Origin of the sequence: Kaistia algarum, from assembly GCF_026343945.1 — a bacterium.
Taxonomy (GTDB): Bacteria; Pseudomonadota; Alphaproteobacteria; order Rhizobiales; family Kaistiaceae; genus Kaistia; species Kaistia algarum.
In genome coordinates, this window is sequence record NZ_JAPKNJ010000002.1 from 1 (window position 1) to 17252 (window position 17252).

Annotated in this window: 30 protein-coding genes; 28 read left to right on the forward strand and 2 right to left on the reverse strand. The window is 62.7% G+C overall.

The genetic code is table 11. The features are described 5' to 3' along the window. The 28 genes from OSH05_RS13280 to rplQ form a co-directional block, all read left to right on the forward strand. A partial coding sequence (locus tag OSH05_RS13280) for an EF-Tu C-terminal domain-related protein (RefSeq protein ID WP_266352427.1) occupies positions 1–738 on the forward strand: 738 nt, incomplete at its 5' end. A 64-nt stretch (positions 739–802) separates the two neighbouring features. Then, on the forward strand, positions 803–1111 hold the full coding sequence (gene rpsJ, locus OSH05_RS13285; RefSeq protein ID WP_018184903.1) for a 30S ribosomal protein S10: 309 nt from the start codon (positions 803–805) through the stop codon (positions 1109–1111). Positions 1112–1127: 16 nt separating this feature from the next. Continuing rightward, positions 1128–1847 carry a 50S ribosomal protein L3 gene (gene rplC, locus OSH05_RS13290; RefSeq protein WP_104221279.1) on the forward strand — a complete coding sequence of 240 codons (720 nt, stop codon included), beginning with the start codon at positions 1128–1130 and terminating at the stop codon, positions 1845–1847. Next, entirely contained in the window at positions 1847–2467 is a 621-nt protein-coding gene (gene rplD / locus OSH05_RS13295; protein WP_104221273.1) for a 50S ribosomal protein L4, read from the forward strand. The genes rplC and rplD overlap by 1 nt, the downstream gene beginning before the upstream one ends. Then, the gene (locus OSH05_RS13300; RefSeq protein WP_104221272.1) at positions 2464–2757 is read left to right on the forward strand and encodes a 50S ribosomal protein L23; all 294 of its coding nucleotides are present in this window, start codon (positions 2464–2466) and stop codon (positions 2755–2757) included. The genes rplD and OSH05_RS13300 overlap by 4 nt, the downstream gene beginning before the upstream one ends. 22 nt (positions 2758–2779) lie before the next feature. Further along, entirely contained in the window at positions 2780–3616 is an 837-nt protein-coding gene (rplB, locus tag OSH05_RS13305; RefSeq protein ID WP_104221271.1) for a 50S ribosomal protein L2, read from the forward strand. Between the two features lie 12 nt (positions 3617–3628). Beyond that, positions 3629–3907 (forward strand): 30S ribosomal protein S19, encoded by a 279-nt coding sequence (rpsS, locus tag OSH05_RS13310; RefSeq protein WP_104221270.1) that lies wholly within the window; start codon positions 3629–3631, stop codon positions 3905–3907. A 1-nt stretch (position 3908) separates the two neighbouring features. Next, positions 3909–4289, forward strand: coding sequence for a 50S ribosomal protein L22 (gene rplV / locus OSH05_RS13315; protein ID WP_104221269.1), 381 nt, complete (start codon positions 3909–3911; stop codon positions 4287–4289). Next, positions 4289–5005 carry a 30S ribosomal protein S3 gene (gene rpsC / locus OSH05_RS13320; protein ID WP_104221268.1) on the forward strand — a complete coding sequence of 239 codons (717 nt, stop codon included), beginning with the start codon at positions 4289–4291 and terminating at the stop codon, positions 5003–5005. Before rplV ends, rpsC begins: the two co-directional genes overlap by 1 nt. A gap of 33 nt (positions 5006–5038) precedes the next feature. Next, positions 5039–5452, forward strand: a complete 414-nt coding sequence (gene rplP / locus OSH05_RS13325) for a 50S ribosomal protein L16 (protein ID WP_104221267.1) — start codon at positions 5039–5041, stop codon at positions 5450–5452. A 23-nt stretch (positions 5453–5475) separates the two neighbouring features. Next, entirely contained in the window at positions 5476–5676 is a 201-nt protein-coding gene (rpmC, locus tag OSH05_RS13330) for a 50S ribosomal protein L29 (protein WP_104221266.1), read from the forward strand. A gap of 10 nt (positions 5677–5686) precedes the next feature. Next, positions 5687–5935 (forward strand): 30S ribosomal protein S17, encoded by a 249-nt coding sequence (gene rpsQ / locus OSH05_RS13335; protein ID WP_104221265.1) that lies wholly within the window; start codon positions 5687–5689, stop codon positions 5933–5935. Between the two features lie 63 nt (positions 5936–5998). Continuing rightward, a complete protein-coding gene (gene rplN / locus OSH05_RS13340; protein WP_029075463.1) occupies positions 5999–6367 on the forward strand; it encodes a 50S ribosomal protein L14 in 369 nt (122 codons plus the stop codon). Next, complete coding sequence (rplX, locus tag OSH05_RS13345; RefSeq protein WP_104221264.1) at positions 6367–6681, forward strand: 50S ribosomal protein L24; 315 nt, start codon at positions 6367–6369, stop codon at positions 6679–6681. Before rplN ends, rplX begins: the two co-directional genes overlap by 1 nt. Continuing rightward, complete coding sequence (rplE, locus tag OSH05_RS13350; protein WP_104221263.1) at positions 6674–7231, forward strand: 50S ribosomal protein L5; 558 nt, start codon at positions 6674–6676, stop codon at positions 7229–7231. The genes rplX and rplE overlap by 8 nt, the downstream gene beginning before the upstream one ends. Positions 7232–7257: 26 nt before the next feature. Then, positions 7258–7563, forward strand: a complete 306-nt coding sequence (gene rpsN, locus OSH05_RS13355) for a 30S ribosomal protein S14 (protein ID WP_104221262.1) — start codon at positions 7258–7260, stop codon at positions 7561–7563. A gap of 13 nt (positions 7564–7576) precedes the next feature. Continuing rightward, entirely contained in the window at positions 7577–7975 is a 399-nt protein-coding gene (gene rpsH, locus OSH05_RS13360; RefSeq protein ID WP_104221261.1) for a 30S ribosomal protein S8, read from the forward strand. Between the two features lie 40 nt (positions 7976–8015). After that, the gene (gene rplF, locus OSH05_RS13365) at positions 8016–8549 is read left to right on the forward strand and encodes a 50S ribosomal protein L6 (protein ID WP_104221260.1); all 534 of its coding nucleotides are present in this window, start codon (positions 8016–8018) and stop codon (positions 8547–8549) included. 11 nt (positions 8550–8560) lie between these two features. Further along, the gene (gene rplR, locus OSH05_RS13370; protein ID WP_104221259.1) at positions 8561–8917 is read left to right on the forward strand and encodes a 50S ribosomal protein L18; all 357 of its coding nucleotides are present in this window, start codon (positions 8561–8563) and stop codon (positions 8915–8917) included. A 51-nt stretch (positions 8918–8968) separates the two neighbouring features. Further along, positions 8969–9514 carry a 30S ribosomal protein S5 gene (rpsE, locus tag OSH05_RS13375; protein ID WP_104221258.1) on the forward strand — a complete coding sequence of 182 codons (546 nt, stop codon included), beginning with the start codon at positions 8969–8971 and terminating at the stop codon, positions 9512–9514. Positions 9515–9543: 29 nt separating this feature from the next. Continuing rightward, positions 9544–9756 carry a 50S ribosomal protein L30 gene (gene rpmD, locus OSH05_RS13380; protein ID WP_104221257.1) on the forward strand — a complete coding sequence of 71 codons (213 nt, stop codon included), beginning with the start codon at positions 9544–9546 and terminating at the stop codon, positions 9754–9756. A 20-nt stretch (positions 9757–9776) separates the two neighbouring features. Next, entirely contained in the window at positions 9777–10265 is a 489-nt protein-coding gene (gene rplO, locus OSH05_RS13385; RefSeq protein WP_104221256.1) for a 50S ribosomal protein L15, read from the forward strand. A gap of 111 nt (positions 10266–10376) precedes the next feature. Next, positions 10377–11708, forward strand: a complete 1332-nt coding sequence (secY, locus tag OSH05_RS13390) for a preprotein translocase subunit SecY (RefSeq protein WP_104221255.1) — start codon at positions 10377–10379, stop codon at positions 11706–11708. Then, complete coding sequence (locus OSH05_RS13395; protein WP_104221254.1) at positions 11705–12310, forward strand: adenylate kinase; 606 nt, start codon at positions 11705–11707, stop codon at positions 12308–12310. Before secY ends, OSH05_RS13395 begins: the two co-directional genes overlap by 4 nt. A 159-nt stretch (positions 12311–12469) precedes the next feature. Next, positions 12470–12838 carry a 30S ribosomal protein S13 gene (gene rpsM / locus OSH05_RS13400; RefSeq protein ID WP_104221253.1) on the forward strand — a complete coding sequence of 123 codons (369 nt, stop codon included), beginning with the start codon at positions 12470–12472 and terminating at the stop codon, positions 12836–12838. An 81-nt stretch (positions 12839–12919) separates the two neighbouring features. Next, complete coding sequence (gene rpsK, locus OSH05_RS13405) at positions 12920–13309, forward strand: 30S ribosomal protein S11 (RefSeq protein ID WP_104221252.1); 390 nt, start codon at positions 12920–12922, stop codon at positions 13307–13309. A 122-nt stretch (positions 13310–13431) separates the two neighbouring features. Beyond that, on the forward strand, positions 13432–14451 hold the full coding sequence (locus OSH05_RS13410; RefSeq protein WP_104221251.1) for a DNA-directed RNA polymerase subunit alpha: 1020 nt from the start codon (positions 13432–13434) through the stop codon (positions 14449–14451). 49 nt (positions 14452–14500) lie between these two features. Further along, a complete protein-coding gene (gene rplQ, locus OSH05_RS13415) occupies positions 14501–14932 on the forward strand; it encodes a 50S ribosomal protein L17 (RefSeq protein ID WP_104221250.1) in 432 nt (143 codons plus the stop codon). 132 nt (positions 14933–15064) lie between these two features. Here the strand turns inward: rplQ and OSH05_RS13420 are convergent, their stop codons facing one another. Both OSH05_RS13420 and OSH05_RS13425 read right to left on the reverse strand, forming a co-directional pair. After that, positions 15065–15760, reverse strand: coding sequence for a hypothetical protein (locus tag OSH05_RS13420; protein WP_266352432.1), 696 nt, complete (start codon positions 15758–15760; stop codon positions 15065–15067). Between the two features lie 357 nt (positions 15761–16117). Further along, complete coding sequence (locus OSH05_RS13425; RefSeq protein WP_104221248.1) at positions 16118–17104, reverse strand: hypothetical protein; 987 nt, start codon at positions 17102–17104, stop codon at positions 16118–16120. Positions 17105–17252: the final 148 nt, after the last annotated feature.

Genomic DNA, 17252 nt, shown 5'->3' on the forward strand with positions numbered 1-17252 from the left:
CTTGAGGTTCGCGAACTGCTGTCGTCCTATGACTATCCGGGCGACGACATTCCGATCGTCAAGGGTTCGGCTGTCGTGGCGCTGAACGATGGCGATGCCAAGCTGGGCGAGGATGCGATCCTCGAACTGATGACGGCAGTGGACACCTATATCCCGCAGCCGGAGCGTCCGATCGACCAGCCGTTCCTGATGCCGATCGAAGACGTGTTCTCGATCTCGGGCCGTGGCACGGTGGTGACCGGGCGCGTCGAGCGCGGCATCGTCAAGGTCGGCGAGGAAGTCGAGATCGTCGGCATCCGCGACACGAAGAAGACGACGGTTACTGGCGTCGAGATGTTCCGCAAGCTGCTGGACCAGGGCCAGGCCGGCGACAATATCGGCGCGCTGATCCGCGGCGTCGACCGTGAAGGTGTGGAGCGCGGGCAGGTTCTGTGCAAGCCCGGCTCGGTGACGCCGCATACGGTGTTCAAGGCCGAGGCCTATATCCTGACGAAGGAAGAAGGCGGCCGTCATACGCCGTTCTTCACGAACTACCGTCCGCAGTTCTACTTCCGCACGACGGACGTGACGGGCGTTTGCACGCTTCCCGAAGGCGTCGAGATGGTGATGCCGGGCGACAACGTGTCGATGGAAGTGACGCTGATCGTCCCGATCGCGATGGAAGACAAGCTGCGCTTCGCCATCCGCGAGGGCGGCCGTACCGTCGGCGCCGGCGTCGTCGCCAGCATCATCAAGTAGGCTTAACGATCCGGACGGGGCGCGCGACCTACCGCGCGCCCACGTTTCTTGAGGACAGAAATCGATGAACGGTCAGAATATCCGGATCCGGCTCAAAGCGTTCGATCATCGTATTCTCGATGCTTCGACGCGTGAGATCGTGAACACGGCCAAGCGTACCGGCGCCCGCGTTGTCGGCCCCGTGCCGCTGCCGACTCAGATCGAGAAGTTCACCGTGAACCGGTCGCCGCATATCGACAAGAAAAGCCGCGAGCAGTTCGAGATGCGCACCCATAAGCGCCTTCTCGATATCGTCGACCCCACCCCGCAGACCGTGGACGCGCTGATGAAGCTCGACCTGGCGGCCGGCGTGGACGTCGAAATCAAGCTCTGAGGCGAGCGAGGACATGATGCGCTCTGGATTGATCGTACAGAAGGTGGGCATGACCCGCATCTATACGGATGCGGGTGAGCAGGTGCCGGTAACGGTGCTCAAGCTCGATAATTGTCAGGTCGTCGCCCACCGGACGGAAGACAAGAACGGCTACACTGCGGTCCAGCTCGGATCGGGTCTCGCCAAGGTAAAGAACACGCCGAAGGCCGAACGTGGCCACTTCGCGAAGGCTGAAGTCGAGCCCAAGCGTAAGGTCGTCGAGTTCCGCGTTTCGCCGGACAATCTCATTGAGATTGGCGCCGAGCTGACCGCCGAGCACTTCGTCGTTGGCCAGTTCGTCGACGTTTCGGGCACTTCGATCGGCAAGGGTTTTGCCGGTGTCATGAAGCGGCATAATTTCCGTGGCGGCCGCGCGTCGCATGGTAACTCGGTCTCGCACCGCGTCCATGGTTCGACCGGTCAGCGCCAGGATCCGGGCAAGGTCTTCAAGAACAAGAAGATGGCCGGACACATGGGTGACGAGCGTGTCACCACGCAGAACCTGAAAGTCGTGCGCACCGATCTGGAGCGTGGGCTGATCATGGTCGAGGGTGCGGTTCCGGGCGCCAAGGGCGGCTGGATCGAAGTTCGCGACGCTGTCAAGCGCGTGCTTCCGAAGGACGTTCCGATGCCCGGCGCCATCAAGTTGCGCGCTCAGGCAGCGGAAGCTCCGGTCGAAGCGAAGGAGACCGAATAATGGATATCAAGGTCACCACGCTCGACGGTGCCGAGGCAGGCGAGATCTCGCTTTCGGACGAGATCTTCGGTCTTGAGCCGCGCGGCGACATCCTGCAGCGCATGGTTCGCTGGCAGCTTGCCCGCCGCCAAGCTGGCACGCACAAGTCGAAGGGTCGCTCGGAAGTCTCCGGCACGACCAAGAAGATGTACAAGCAGAAGGGTACCGGCGGCGCACGCCACGGTGCCAAGACGGCTCCGCAGTTCCGCGGCGGCGGCAAGGCCTTCGGTCCGGTGGTGCGCAGCCATGCGCATGATCTGACCAAGAAGTTCCGTGTCCTGGCGCTGAAGCACGCGCTGTCGGCGAAGGCAAAGAGCGACGATCTGGTCGTCGTCTCGGATGTCGTCCTCGACCAGCCGAAGACCAAGGCCGTCAAGGAGCGTTTCGCCAAGCTCGGTCTTGCGAACGCGCTGATCATCGACGGTGCCGAGGTGAACGCCAATTTCGGTCTCGCCGCGCGCAACGTTCCCCATATCGACGTGCTGCCCGTCCAGGGCATCAACGTCTACGACATTCTGCGCCGTGAGAAGCTCGTGCTGACCAAGGCCGCGGTCGAAGCGCTGCAGGAGCGGTTCAAGTGAGCAATCCGACGCATTACGACATCATCCGCAGCCCGGTGCTCAGCGAAAAGTCGACGATTGCGACGGAGCAGAGCAAGGTTGTCTTCAACGTCCTGAAGAGCGCGACGAAGCCGCAGATCAAGGCTGCTGTCGAGGCGCTGTTCAAGGTCAAGGTGACGGGCGTCAACACGCTGGTTCGCAAGGGCAAGGTGAAGCGGTTCCGCGGCATCATCGGTAAGCAGAGCGACGTCAAGAAGGCGATCGTGACGCTGGCCGAGGGTCAGTCGATCGACGTTTCGACCGGTCTCTGAGCAAGAAGAATAGGCTGAAGCCATGGCTCTCAAGCATTACAAGCCGACTACGCCGGGACAGCGCCAGCTTGTGCTCGTCGACCGTTCGGAGCTCTATGCCGGCAAGCCGGTCAAGGGGCTGACCGTTGGTCTGCGTCAGAGCGGCGGTCGCAACAATCTCGGCCGTGTCACGGCCTATGGTCGCGGCGGTGGACATAAGCGTGCCTACCGCATCGTCGATTTCAAGCGCCGCAAGCTGGATGTTCCGGCCGTGGTCGATCGGATCGAGTATGATCCGAATCGCACAGCCTTCATCGCGCTGATCAAGTACGAGGATGGCGAGCTCAGCTACATCCTGGCGCCGCAGCGTTTGGCTGTCGGTGACACGGTGATCTCGAGCGCCCAGGCCGACGTCAAGCCCGGCAATTGCATGCCGCTCGGCGCGATGCCGGTCGGCACCATCGTCCACAATGTCGAGATGAAGCCCGGCAAGGGTGGTCAGATCGCCCGTTCGGCCGGTGCCTATGCGCAGTATGTCGGCCGCGATGGCGGCATGGCGATCCTGCGTCTGAATTCGGGCGAGCAGCGTCTCGTCAGCCAGGCCTGTGTCGCGACCGTTGGTGCGGTTTCGAACCCAGACCACGCGAATATCTCGATCGGCAAGGCTGGCCGCAACCGCTGGCTCGGCAAGCGCCCGAGTGTTCGCGGCGTCGCGATGAACCCGGTCGACCATCCGCATGGCGGCGGCGAAGGCCGCACCTCGGGCGGCCGTCATCCGGTCACGCCATGGGGCAAGCCGACCAAGGGCAAGAAGACCCGTAACAACAAGTCGACCGACAAGTTCATCGCGCGCAGCCGTCATCTGCGCAAGAGCAAGTAAGAGAGGCTTTCCATGTCGCGTTCCATCTGGAAAGGCCCGTTTGTCGACGGTTATCTCCTCCGCAAGGCCGAGAAGAGCCGCTCTTCGGGCCGCGGTGAGGTGATCAAGATCTGGAGCCGGCGTTCGACGGTTCTGCCCCAGTTCGTGGGCCTGACCTTCGGCGTCTATAACGGCCAGAAGCACATCCCGGTTATCGTCAACGAGGACATGGTCGGCCATAAGTTCGGCGAGTTCTCGCCGACGCGGACCTATTACGGTCATACGGCCGACAAGAAGGCGAAGAGGAAGTAAGATGGGCAAGCCGAAGCGCGAACGCGCGCTGAAGGACACCGAGGCGCGCGCGATCACGCGCATGATCCGTGTCTCTCCGCGCAAGCTCAATCTCGTCGCCCAGCTGATCCGGGGCAAGAAGGCCAGCGCCGCTCTGGCGGACCTGACCTTCTCGGAGAAGCGCATTGCTCGCGACGTGAAGAAGACGTTGGAATCGGCGATCGCCAACGCCGAGAACAACCATGATCTCGACGTCGACGCGCTCGTCGTTTCGGAAGCCTTCGTCGGCAAGGCGATGGTCATGAAGCGCTGGTCGCCCCGCGCCCGTGGCCGTGTCGGCCGGATCGAGAAGCCGTTTTCGCATCTGACGATCGTCGTGCGTGAAGCTGAGGAGGCCGCCTGATGGGCCAGAAAGTCAATCCGATCGGCCTGCGGCTCGGCATCAACCGGACCTGGGACAGCCGCTGGTTCGCCAACAAGGGCGAATATGGCAAGCTGCTTCACGAGGACCAGAAGATCCGCGAAGTCCTGATGAAGGACCTGAAGCAGGCTGCGGTCTCGAAGATCGTGATCGAGCGTCCGCACAAGAAGTGCCGCGTGACGATTCACTCTGCCCGTCCGGGCATCGTGATCGGCAAGAAGGGCGCCGATATCGACAAGCTGCGCAAGACCGTCAGCAAGCTGACCGACAGCGAAGTGCACATCAATATCGTCGAAGTGCGCAAGCCTGAGATCGATGCGACCCTGGTCGCGGCTTCGATCGCCCAGCAGCTCGAGCGCCGCGTGGCGTTCCGCCGTGCGATGAAGCGTTCGGTCCAGTCGGCGATGCGCCTTGGTGCCGAAGGCATCCGTATCAACGCGTCGGGCCGTCTCGGCGGCGCCGAGATTGCGCGTCTGGAATGGTACCGCGAGGGCCGGGTTCCGCTGCATACGTTGCGCGCCGATATTGATTACGGGACGGCGACGGCGCATACGGCGTACGGCACGTGTGGAATCAAGGTTTGGATCTTCAAGGGTGAAATCCTTGAGCATGATCCGATGGCGTCCGAGCGGCGTCAGACCGAAGGCAATGAACAGGGCTCCGGCTCCGGCGGCCGTCGTCGCGACAACGCGGCGTAAGGTCGGACCGGCTGAAGTCTAGAGAGAACGAAAATGCTGCAACCGAAGCGCACCAAGTTCCGTAAGCAGTTCAAGGGCCGCATCCATGGCTTGTCCAAGGGTGGCACGGACCTGAACTTCGGCGGATTCGGCCTCAAGGCCCTCGAGCCGGAGCGCATCACCGCGCGGCAGATCGAGGCGGCTCGCCGCGCGATCACCCGCGCCATGAAGCGCGCCGGTCGCGTATGGATCCGCGTGTTCCCGGACGTTCCGGTGACGGCGAAGCCGACCGAAGTCCGCATGGGCAAGGGAAAGGGCGCTCCGGAATACTGGGCGTCCCGCGTCAAGCCGGGTCGGATCATGTTTGAGGTCGACGGTGTCGACGAAGAGACGGCGCGCGAAGCGCTGCGTCTTGGCGCGGCGAAGCTGCCGATCAAGACGCGCTTCGTACAGCGCATCGCCGAGTGATCGGCGGACACGAGGACAGGGCCATGAAGGCGAAAGACATACGGCTGCAGACGGCCGATCAACTCGAGACCGAGCTCACGAACCTCAAGAAGGAGCAGTTCAACCTGCGCTTTCAACGGGCGACTGGCCAGCTTGAGAACACGGCGCGTGTGCGGCAGGTTCGCCGCGACATCGCCAGGATCAAGACCATAGCCGCGCAGAAGAGCGCGGCGGACAAGCGCTGAGGAGACGAGGATGCCGAAACGCGTTCTGCAAGGCAGCGTCGTCAGCGACACGAATGACAAGACTGTTGTCGTTCTGGTCGAGCGGCGCTTCACGCACCCGGTCATGAAGAAGACGGTGCGTCGTTCGAAGAAGTATCAGGCCCACGACGAGGCCAACACCTACAAGATCGGCGACCAGGTCTTCATTCAAGAGTCGAAGCCGATCTCGAAGAACAAGCGCTGGGTCGTCATCGGCACGGAACTGTCGGACGGCAAATAAGACGAGGTTTGTTGCCGCTTCGCCCGATGGCGGAGCAGCGACCAGGAAAGTAGGCGGCCAGTCATGATTCAGATGCAGACTAACCTCGACGTGGCGGATAATTCCGGCGCTCGTCGTGTGATGTGCATCAAGGTTCTCGGCGGTTCCAAGCGGAAATATGCTTCGGTCGGCGACATCATTGTCGTCTCGATCAAGGAAGCGATTCCCCGGGGCCGTGTGAAGAAGGGCGATGTGATGAAGGCGGTCGTGGTCCGCACGGCCAAGGACATTCGTCGTCCGGACGGCAGCGTGATCCGCTTCGACAAGAATGCGGCCGTCTTGATCAACAATCAGAAGGAGCCGATCGGGACTCGTATCTTCGGGCCGGTGCCGCGCGAACTTCGCGCGAAGAACCACATGAAGATCATCTCGCTCGCGCCGGAGGTGCTGTGATGGCCGCTAAGATCAAGAAGGGCGACAACGTCATCGTCCTGACGGGTAAGGACAAGGGCAAGTCGGGCGAAGTGCTGAGTGTGATCCCGACCGAGCAGCGTGCAGTCGTGCGCGGCATCAATGTCGGCCGCAAGCACCAGAAGCAGACGGCGAGCGAGCAGGGCGGCATTGTTTCCAAGGAACTGCCGATCCATCTCTCGAACATCGCCATTGCTACGAGTGATGGAAAGCCGACGCGCGTCGGCTTCAAGATAACCGAAGACGGGCGCAAGCAACGCGTCGCAAAGCGTTCGGGAGATGTGATCGATGGCTGAGGCAGCTTACGAGCCGCGGCTCAAGACGTTCTACCAGGATGAGGTCCGGGCCAAGCTCGTGGCCGAGTTCGGCTACAAGAACCCGATGGAGGTTCCGCGGCTCGACAAGATCGTCCTGAACATGGGCGTCGGCGAGGCGGTAAACGATTCCAAGAAGGTTGGCACGGCGCTGGCGGATCTCGCCCAGATCGCAGGCCAGAAGCCGGCAGTAACCAAGGCGCGCAAGTCGATTGCGACCTTCAAGCTGCGCGAGCACATGCCGATCGGCGGCAAGGTGACGCTGCGCAAGGCGCGCATGTACGAGTTCCTGGATCGTCTGGTGACGATCGCTCTTCCCCGCGTCCGCGATTTCCGCGGCCTCAACCCGAAGAGCTTCGATGGCCGCGGCAATTATGCCATGGGCATCAAGGAGCACATCATTTTCCCGGAGATCAACTACGACAAGGTTGATCAGGTCTGGGGTATGGACGTGATCGTCTGCACCACGGCCAAGACGGACGACGAAGCTCGCGCCTTGCTCAAGGCGCTGAACTTCCCGTTCCGTTCGTAAGCGTCGTCGGAAAGGACGAGGATCAGATGGCTAAGAAGAGCTCCATCGAGAAGAACGATCTGCGGCGCAAGCTGTCGAAGCAGTATTCGGGCCGTCGCACGAAGCTGAAGGCGATTGCGAACGACGAGTCCCGGCCGCTGGAGGAGCGCTTCCAGGCGCGCCTCAAGCTCGCCGAGCTGCCGCGCAATTCGTCGCCGACTCGCATTCGCAATCGTTGCGAAGTGACCGGCCGCCCGCGCGGCGTCTATCGCAAGCTGAAGATGTCGCGTATCGCATTGCGCGAACTCGGGTCGTTGGGTCTGATCCCCGGCCTCGTCAAGTCGAGCTGGTAAGGAGAACGGTCCGATGACGATGACCGATCCTCTGGGTGATATGCTCACCCGCATTCGTAACGCCCAGATGCGGCGGCAGTCGAAGGTTTCGACCCCGTCCTCCAGGCTGCGCGAGAACGTTCTCGGCGTGCTGCAGTCGGAAGGTTATATCCGCGGCTTCACGACGGTCGATACGGGCGACGGCAGGGCCGAGCTTGAGATCGAGCTGAAGTATTTCGACGGCGAGCCGGTTATCCGCACGATCGAGCGGGTTTCCAAGCCGGGCCGCCGGGTCTACGCGTCGGTCAAGAGCATTCCGCGGGTCAAGAATGGCCTCGGCGTTTCCATCCTTTCGACGCCGAAGGGCGTCATGTCGGATGCTGACGCTCGTGAGCAGAATGTCGGCGGTGAAGTTCTGTGCCAGGTATTCTGATCTGGTTTGACGCGAAACACGAACCGGACGGATTGGTCTGATGTCTCGTATTGGAAAGAAATCGGTGGCCGTGCCTAACGGCGTGACAGCCACCATCAACGGCCAGACGGTGTCCGTGAAGGGCCCGAAGGGCGAGCTTTCCTTCAACTTCACCGACAACGTAGCGGTGGAACTGACGGATGGTGGGCTCAAGGTCACCCCTCGCGACAACAGCCAGCCGGCCCGTGCCGCCTGGGGAATGTCGCGGACGATGATTGCGAACCTGGTCAAGGGCGTGACGGACGGCTTCACGCGGAAGCTGGAGATCAACGGCGTTGGCTACCGCGCCGCGGTGCAGGGAACCAACCTGCAGCTCGCGCTCGGATATAGCCACGACGTGGTCTATCCGATCCCGGCCGGCATCACGATCCAGTGTGCCAAGCCCACGGAAATCCTGATTTCTGGCATTGATCGCCAGCGCGTCGGGCAGGTTGCAGCCGAGATTCGCGAATACCGCAGTCCGGAGCCCTATAAGGGCAAGGGCGTGAAATACGCCGAGGAAAAGATCTTCCGCAAGGAAGGCAAGAAGAAGTAACGGAGACCGTCATGGCCAACACGATCAAGGAACGGCGCAGCGCGCGCGTTCGCCGTGCGATCCGGAAGGTCGCGTCGGGACGTCCGCGCCTCAGCATCCATCGCTCTTCGGAGCATATCTACGCGCAGGTGATCGACGATGCGGCGGGCCGTACGCTCGCTTCCGCCTCGACCCTCGAGAAGGATCTCCGCGCGAGCCTCAAGACCGGCGCCGACAAGGCAGCGGCCGAGGTGGTGGGCAAGCTGGTGGCGGAGCGCGCGAAGGCCGCTGGCGTCACGCAGGTGGTGTTCGACCGCGGACCCTACCTTTTCCATGGCCGCGTCAAGGCGCTGGCTGACGGAGCTCGCGAGGGCGGTCTCGATTTCTGATGCGCCTTAGGGCCTGCATCTAACAGAACAACAGGACGATTGGATCTTTCGATGGCAAGAGAGCAGCGGGAAGAGCGCGACAGCGAATTCGTCGACAAGCTCGTTCACATCAATCGCGTCGCGAAGGTGGTGAAGGGCGGACGGCGGTTCGGTTTCGCCGCCCTCGTCGTCGTCGGCGACCAGAAGGGCCGGGTCGGTTTCGGCCATGGCAAGGCGCGCGAAGTGCCGGAGGCTATCCGCAAGGCGACCGAAGCGGCGAAGCGTTCGCTGGTTCGCGTTCCGCTGCGGGACGGCCGTACGCTGCATCACGACGTGTTCGGCCGCCACGGCGCCGGCCGCGTCTTCCTTCGTGCAGCACCTGCCGGTACCGGCATCATCGCCGGCGGCCCGATGCGCGCCGTGTTCGAGACGCTCGGCGTCCAGGACGTCGTTGCCAAGTCGATGGGCTCTTCCAACCCCTATAACATGGTGCGTGCGACCTTCGCCGCGCTGGCGGCCGAAGACAGCCCGCGCAGCGTTGCGGCTCGTCGTGGCATGAAGGTCTCGCTTCTGCAGTCTCGTCGCGGCGACGCGGTCGAGGCGTCCGCGGAAGCGTGATCGCGGTTCGATTTCGAGGATATTGAGCGATGGCCAACAAGACCGACGGCAAGAGCGCTGCTAAGACGATCGTCGTCGAGCAGACGGGCAGCCCGATTCGCCGGCCCTCCGATCAGCGTGCGACGCTGCTCGGTCTCGGCCTCAACAGGATCCGCCGCCGTTCGACGCTGCAGGACACGCCTGCGGTTCGCGGCATGATCGCCAAGGTGGCCCACCTCGTCCGCGTTGTGGACGGGGCGTAGGCCGCGAGAGGAATAGTTCGATGAAGCTCAATGAGATCAGTGACAATCCCGGCGCCCACAAGGATCCGATCCGCGTAGGCCGCGGCATTGGTTCGGGCAAGGGCAAGACCGGTGGTCGCGGCGTCAAGGGCCAGAAGTCGCGTACCGGTGTCGCGATCAAGGGCTTCGAGGGCGGCCAGATGCCGCTGCATCGTCGCCTGCCGAAGCGCGGCTTCCACAACATCTTCGCGAAGGACTTCAACGAGGTCAGCCTCGAGCGTGTCCAGGTCGCGATCGATGCGGGCAAGCTCGACGCGACCAAGGTCGTGACGGTCGAGGCCCTCAAGGAGGCCGGCGTGCTTCGCCGGATCCAGGACGGCGTTCGTCTGCTGGGTCCGGGCGAGCTTAAGGTAGCGGTCCAGTTCGAGATCGCTGGTGCTTCGAAGCCCGCGATCGAGGCGGTCGAGAAGGCTGGCGGATCCGTCAAGGTCCTCGCCCCGAAGGTTGCCGAGGAAGCCGCTGAGGCGTAAGCCTCCGGCGCATCCGACCGGAGGCGCGACTTGATGTTGCGCCTTCGAGGGACCACTTAGTGCCCCTACGGGGCAGTGGGGCCCGTCTCTCGGGCCCGATCGGAGCGGCGAATGGCATCTGCGGCTGAACAACTTGCGGCCAATCTGAATTTCGGCGCGTTCGCCAAGGCCGATGCACTCAAGAAGCGCATCTGGTTTACGTTGGGCGCGCTTCTGGTCTATCGGCTTGGAACTTATATTCCGCTGCCGGGGATCAATCCCGAGGCGCTCGCGAGTGCCTTCAACAATCAGCAATCGGGCATTCTCGGCCTGTTCAACATGTTTTCCGGCGGTGCCGTCGGACGCATGGCGATCTTCGCGCTCGGCATCATGCCGTATATCTCGGCCTCGATCATCATCCAGCTGATGACTTCGATCGTGCCGTCGCTCGACGCTCTCAAGAAAGAGGGCGAGGCGGGCCGCAAGATCATCAATCAGTATACGCGCTACGGAACGGTGCTTCTCGCCGTGGTCCAGGCTTACGGCATCTCGGTCGGGCTTGAGGGCGGCACGAATATCGTCATCGATCCGGGCCTGTTCTTCCGCATCACCACCGTGCTGACGCTCACCGGCGGCACGATGTTCCTGATGTGGCTCGGCGAGCAGATCACGTCGCGTGGCATCGGCAACGGCATTTCGCTGATCATCTTCGCGGGTATCGTCGCCAACCTGCCGCATGCGCTGGCCAGCATTCTCGAACTCGGCCGTCAGGGTGCCATCGCGACCTGGGTTATCCTGCTGGTGGCGGTTGTCGCCGTCGCCGCGATCGGCTTCATCGTCTATATGGAGCGGGCGCAGCGTCGCCTGGTCATCCAGTATCCGAAGCGCCAGGTCGGCAACCGGATGTTCCAGGGCGAATCATCGCACCTGCCGCTGAAGCTCAACACGTCGGGCGTCATCCCGCCGATCTTTGCTTCCTCCTTGCTGCTGCTGCCGGCGACGGTTGCCAATTTCACGGCAGGGCAGGGACCGAGCTGGTTCAACACGGTTGTAGCGCTGCTGGGCCACGGCACGATTCTCTATATGCTGCTCTATGCGGCGATGATCGTGTTCTTCTCGTTCTTCTACACGGCGATCGTGTTCAATCCGGTCGATACCGCCGACAATCTGAAGAAGCATGGCGGCTTCGTCCCGGGCATCCGCCCTGGGCAGAGAACGGCCGAGTATATCGACTACGTGCTGACGCGTATCACCGTTCTCGGCGCGGTTTACCTGGTAATCGTCTGTCTGCTGCCGGAATTCCTGATCTCGGCTACGCACGTTCCCTTCTATTTCGGCGGCACGTCGCTCCTCATTGTCGTCAATGTGACGATGGACACTGTGTCACAGGTGCAAGGCCACCTGCTCGCGCATCAATATGAAGGGCTCGTGAAGAAAGCCAAGCTTAAGGGGAAGAGGCGATGAGGCTGATACTGCTCGGACCGCCGGGGGCCGGCAAGGGCACGCAGTCGGCACGTATCGTCGAAAGGTTCGGTATTCCGCAGCTCTCCACCGGCGATATGCTTCGCGCAGCAGTGAAGGCGGGAACGCCGGTAGGGCTTCGGGCGAAGGCGATCATGGATGCCGGGAACCTCGTTTCCGACGAGGTGGTGATCGGCATCGTTGCGGAGCGGATCGAGGAAGCGGACGCCCGCAAGGGCTTCATTCTCGACGGGTTTCCCAGAACAATCGCCCAGGCTGACGCGCTTGAGGCGATGTTGGCGAAGAAGGGCCTGACGCTTGACGTTGTCGTTGAGCTGAAGGTGGATCGCGCCATCCTCATCGATCGTATCGTCAAGCGCGCCGAGGAGACGAAGGCGCGCGGCGAGGCGGTTCGCAAGGATGATGATCCGGAAGTCTTCAAGACACGGCTTGCTGCCTATGATCGCGATACCGCGGCGATTGCTCCTTATTACAAGGGTCGTGGCCGTTTGATCGAGATCGATGGCATGCGGCCGATCGATGAAGTCTGGCAGGAGGTCGAAAAGACACTCCAGCGTCTTGACGAAACGGTCGCTACCCGATAAGGGTCGCGCCTCATTTCGGATTGGCGTCGTCGTTCCTCGAGAATCGCGGGACGGCGGCGTGTTTGCGTCATGGAAACCCCGCGTGGGCCGGCCTCCACCGGATGCGGGGACAACGAGGTGCCGATCCCGGTTGACGGGCGGCTTAAATGGAGACGGCAAGTGGCCCGTATCGCAGGCGTCAATATCCCGACGAACAAGCGCGTGATCATCGCGCTTCAGTATATTCACGGCATCGGCGCGAGGAACGCGCAGGACATCATCACCCGGACGGGCATCGATCCGTCGCGTCGCGTGAACGAGCTCTCGGACGCCGAGGTGCTGCAGATCCGCGAGGCTATCGATCGCGACTTCGTCGTGGAAGGTGATCTTCGCCGCGAAGTCGCAATGAACATCAAGCGTCTGATGGATCTGGGCTGCTATCGCGGCCTCCGCCATCGTCGCGGTCTGCCGGTTCGCGGCCAGCGCACGCATACCAATGCGCGCACCCGCAAGGGTCCGGCCAAGCCGATCGCCGGCAAGAAGAAGTAAGTTTCAAGAGTTAGGGGCGCTAAGCCTCCGGTGGAGCCGCCGGCATTACGGCGGTGTCGAGATCGAACATAAGGACAGAGAATGGCTAAGGACACGACGCGCGTACGTCGCCGCGAGCGCAAGAACATTTCGTCGGGCGTAGCGCATGTGAACTCGACCTTCAACAACACGATGATCACCATCACGGACGCGCAGGGAAATACGATTTCCTGGTCGTCGGCCGGCATGATGGGCTTCAAGGGTTCGCGCAAGTCGACCCCGTATGCGGCGCAGATGGCCGCGGAGGACGCCAGCAAGAAGGCGGCCGAGCACGGGATGAAGACGCTTGAGGTGGAGGTTTCCGGTCCGGGTTCGGGCCGTGAGTCGGCGCTCCGCGCGCTGCAGGCTGCGGGCTTCACGATCACCTCGATCCGGGATGTCACGCCGATCGCGCACAATGGCTGCCGGCCGCGCAAGCGCCGCCGCGTCTGAGGCTTCTACGGGGCGCAGATTGCTGCGCCCCGTATGACTGCGCATGGGCATTTCGCGCCTCGAACTCATCGAGGCGCCACGCGATCCGAACCGTCGGAGCGCGTTGAGATCAAAAGGATACGATCGTGATCCACAAGAACTGGCAAGAACTGATCAAGCCGAACAAGCTGGAAGTCTCGCCCGGCTCCGATCCGAAGCGCCTTGCGACCGTCGTTGCGGAGCCGCTGGAGCGCGGCTTCGGCCTGACGCTCGGCAATGCGCTGCGGCGTGTGCTGCTGTCTTCGCTGCAGGGAGCGGCCGTCACCGCCGTGCAGATCGACGGCGTCCTGCACGAATTTTCCTCCATCGCGGGTGTGCGGGAAGATGTCACCGACATCATCCTGAACATCAAGGAAATCGCCATCAAGATGCAGGGCGATGGCCCGAAGCGGATGGTCGTGCGCAAGCAGGGGCCTGGCGTCGTCACCGCTGGTGACATCCAGACGGTCGGCGATATCGAGGTGCTGAATCCCGAGCTGGTGATCTGCACGCTCGACGAGGGCGCCGAGATCCGCATGGAGTTCACGGTCAACACCGGCAAGGGCTACGTCCCGGCCGATCGCAACCGCCCGGAAGATGCGCCGATCGGCCTGATGGCTGTCGACAGCATCTATTCGCCGGTCAAGAAGGTGTCGTACCGCGTCGAGAACACCCGCGAGGGGCAGGTTCTTGACTATGACAAGCTGACGCTCACGGTCGAGACGGACGGATCGCTTCGCCCCGACGACGCCGTCGCCTATGCGGCGCGCATCATCCAGGACCAGCTGTCGATCTTCGTCAACTTCGAAGAGCCGCAGAAGGAGACGACGACGGAGACCATTCCGGAGCTCGCCTTCAACCCGGCGCTGCTCAAGAAGGTCGACGAGCTCGAGCTTTCGGTGCGCTCGGCGAACTGCCTGAAGAACGACAACATCGTTTATATCGGCGATTTGATCCAGAAGACCGAAGCGGAGATGCTTCGCACTCCGAACTTTGGCCGCAAGTCGCTGAACGAGATCAAGGAAGTTCTCGCCCAGATGGGTCTCCATCTCGGCATGGAGGTCACCAATTGGCCGCCGGAGAACATCGAAGAACTCGCCAAGCGCTACGAAGATCATTACTAAGAATTGTCCCACGGCGTGAGCCGCCGGAAAAGAGATTGAGGAGAGTCCCATGCGCCACGGTAAATCCGGCCGCAAGTTCAGCCGCACGGCGAGCCATCGCAAGGCGATGTTCGCCAATATGGCCGTTGCGCTGATCACCCACGAGCAGATCACTACAACGCTGCCGAAGGCGAAGGATTTGCGTCCGATCGTCGAGAAGCTCGTCACCCTTGGCAAGCGCGGCGATCTGCACGCCCGCCGTCAGGCGATTGCCGAGCTGCGCGATGTCGAAGCCGCCAAGAAGCTCTTCGAGACGCTGGGTCCGCGCTACAAGGAACGTCAGGGTGGCTACACCCGCGTCCTGAAGGCCGGCTTCCGTTATGGCGACAACGCTCCCGTCGCGGTGATCGAGTTCGTCGAGCGCGACGTCGACGCGAAGGGCGCCTCCGACCGCGCCCGCGCCGAGGCCGCCGAGGCCCAGGGCGAGAGCGTCGCGGCGTAGTCGCTGGATGTTCGATAGGTTTTGGAAAGGGCGGCCTTCGGGTCGCCCTTTTTGTTTCGGCGGTCCGAGAGGCTTTGTGGCTTGGACTCGTCATAGTTGCCAAGAAGAGTGGCAATTCCGGAGAACGCCACCTCAGCGGTGGTCTGGCGGCGGAAAGGCCAGGATCTCGCGCGTGTAGCTCTCGACGACGAGACTGAACGGCTTGCCGTCGGCGCGCTTCAGGACCGCCCGGTTTTCGAGGAGGAGGGCCGGGATCATGAGAGCGGCGGCGGAGGATGCTTGCGCCGCCAGTGGCTGCATCTCCCAGCCCTCTGGCAGCGGCCGCCAGAGAATCCGGGAATCGATTGTCGTTCGGGTGAAGCCAAGCGGCTTCACCACGCGGCCGAAGGAAGTGTCGGTGGTTTCGAGTTCCCGGTTCATCGCGTCGGTGAGCAGGGACGGGACATACCAGTTGTCGGCTTCCGACAGCACCTTGTCGCCGCAGGTGAGACGGACCCGGCGATAGGCGACGGGCTCGTCCGATCCAACGCCAAGTGCTTCGCGCACCCCGAAGTCGGCCGGCTTTTCGGCGCCGCGTACGCGATCAGCGACGATCTTCGTTCCGGGCGGGGCGAGGTTATGCGCCGCGCACCAGCGATCCAGAACCAGCGTCGCGCTCGGATTGGCGAGCAGCTCTGAACTCAGCGACTGGATGAGGGCGAGGGCCTGCAGCCGGCTGACATAGGTGTCGGGCCAAACCGGGCTGGCCGTATTGAGTTCAAACGCGGCGCCAGTCGCGCCCGCTGAAAGCATCCAGGTGAGAAAGGCAGCTAGGATTGTGCAGCGCATCGCGAACTCCTCTCAACGCTTTTCGACATGGTTTACGTTGAGAAGCAAGCTTGGCTCGGTCATGAACGGGTCGACCGAGAAGGCACGGGGAAGGGGCTGGTCGTCATCGGTCAGGCATGCGCGGATCAAACGCGACCGCAATGCACCCTAAGCCGATGAGCCCGAGCAGGACGGCACCACACCAGTAGAGTACCGGCTGGCGTCCCTTATCGAAGCAGTGGTACATGCTTGGCATTTCGCCACTCTTGAAGCCATATGCCAATAGAGCCAGAAAAAACACACCTAAGCTGAAGAACGTGATCCTGTCTCTCAATCGGCTTCCCTCGGCCGCTGCGTGATTGTGGTTCAGCGCTCCCCCTACAGCTTCTCCACCTCGGTAAACCGGAACAGGAAGCTCGGTTCTGTCATCGACTGGTCGAGCGACAGACGGCTGGAGCGGTAGCAATCGGGCTCGTCGGGGAAGAAGGAGCCGGAGAAGCGGATGGAATCGCCATTGGCGAGCTTGCCGAAGGCGGCGGCCAGCGGCGTGCCGGCGATGACCAGCGTCTTATCTTCGATGTCCGACATGGCGTTGTTCCAGGTCTTCACCAGCGTGCCATCGGGCAGGCTGACCGAGACGATGGTGCGTCCGCCGGCGTCCTTGTCGATCTCCTTGATGCGGCCGACCCAATCCTTGATGGCCGGATTCTTCACGGCGGCGCAGATCGCGGCGGCGCGGCTCGATTGCAGCGCGCCGCGATCATCGATGCTGGTGCTTTCATATTCCTGGCGGGCGGCGGTCACGACCTTGGTGAAGGCGGACTGGTCGCGAGCCTGCTGAGGCATGAGCGCTGCCAGTTCCGCCGCTTCGTCGATCTTGGGCGCGGCCGGTGGCGCCGGGGCCGGGGCGGCAGGCTCTGCCGCATCGGCGGATGCGTCGTTCAGCGGCGCGGATTGGCCTGCCATGGGCTCGCCCTCACCGCCGACGATCTTGGTCGTCGTGACCGTGACCGGCTCCGGCATCTTGGCGGCCATCTGCGATTCGTCCTTCGCCGCCAGATCGGCGGCGGGTGCTGCGGGCGCCTCGGCCATTTTAGGCTCGTCCGGGGCGGGCAGCGAGTCGGCCGACTTCACCACCTGCGGCTCGACGGCGGCAGGCGCAGGAGAGCCGCCAAAGACGAGGCGCGGCAGACGGAGGGCGACGAGATCAGGCTTGGCGACGACCCCGATCGTTCCGCTGACGAGAAGCAGCAGGCCGAGAGCGAGGATCGTGGCGCTGCCGGCGCGCAGACCGTTCAGGATCAGCGGGATGCCACCGGCGAGAATGCCGAACACGCCCGCGATGAACAAAGCTACCCAGAGCATGGAAATCCTTCTTGCCCCCGCTCTATTATCCGCAAGAAGACCGGCGCGCCAAGAGCCGGTTGCCCAAATAGGCGGTTGCGCCAATGCGCCGCGCGCGTCCGGTCGCCGCCGCATGGGTGCTGGGCCACGGCATCGCCGCAATTCATGT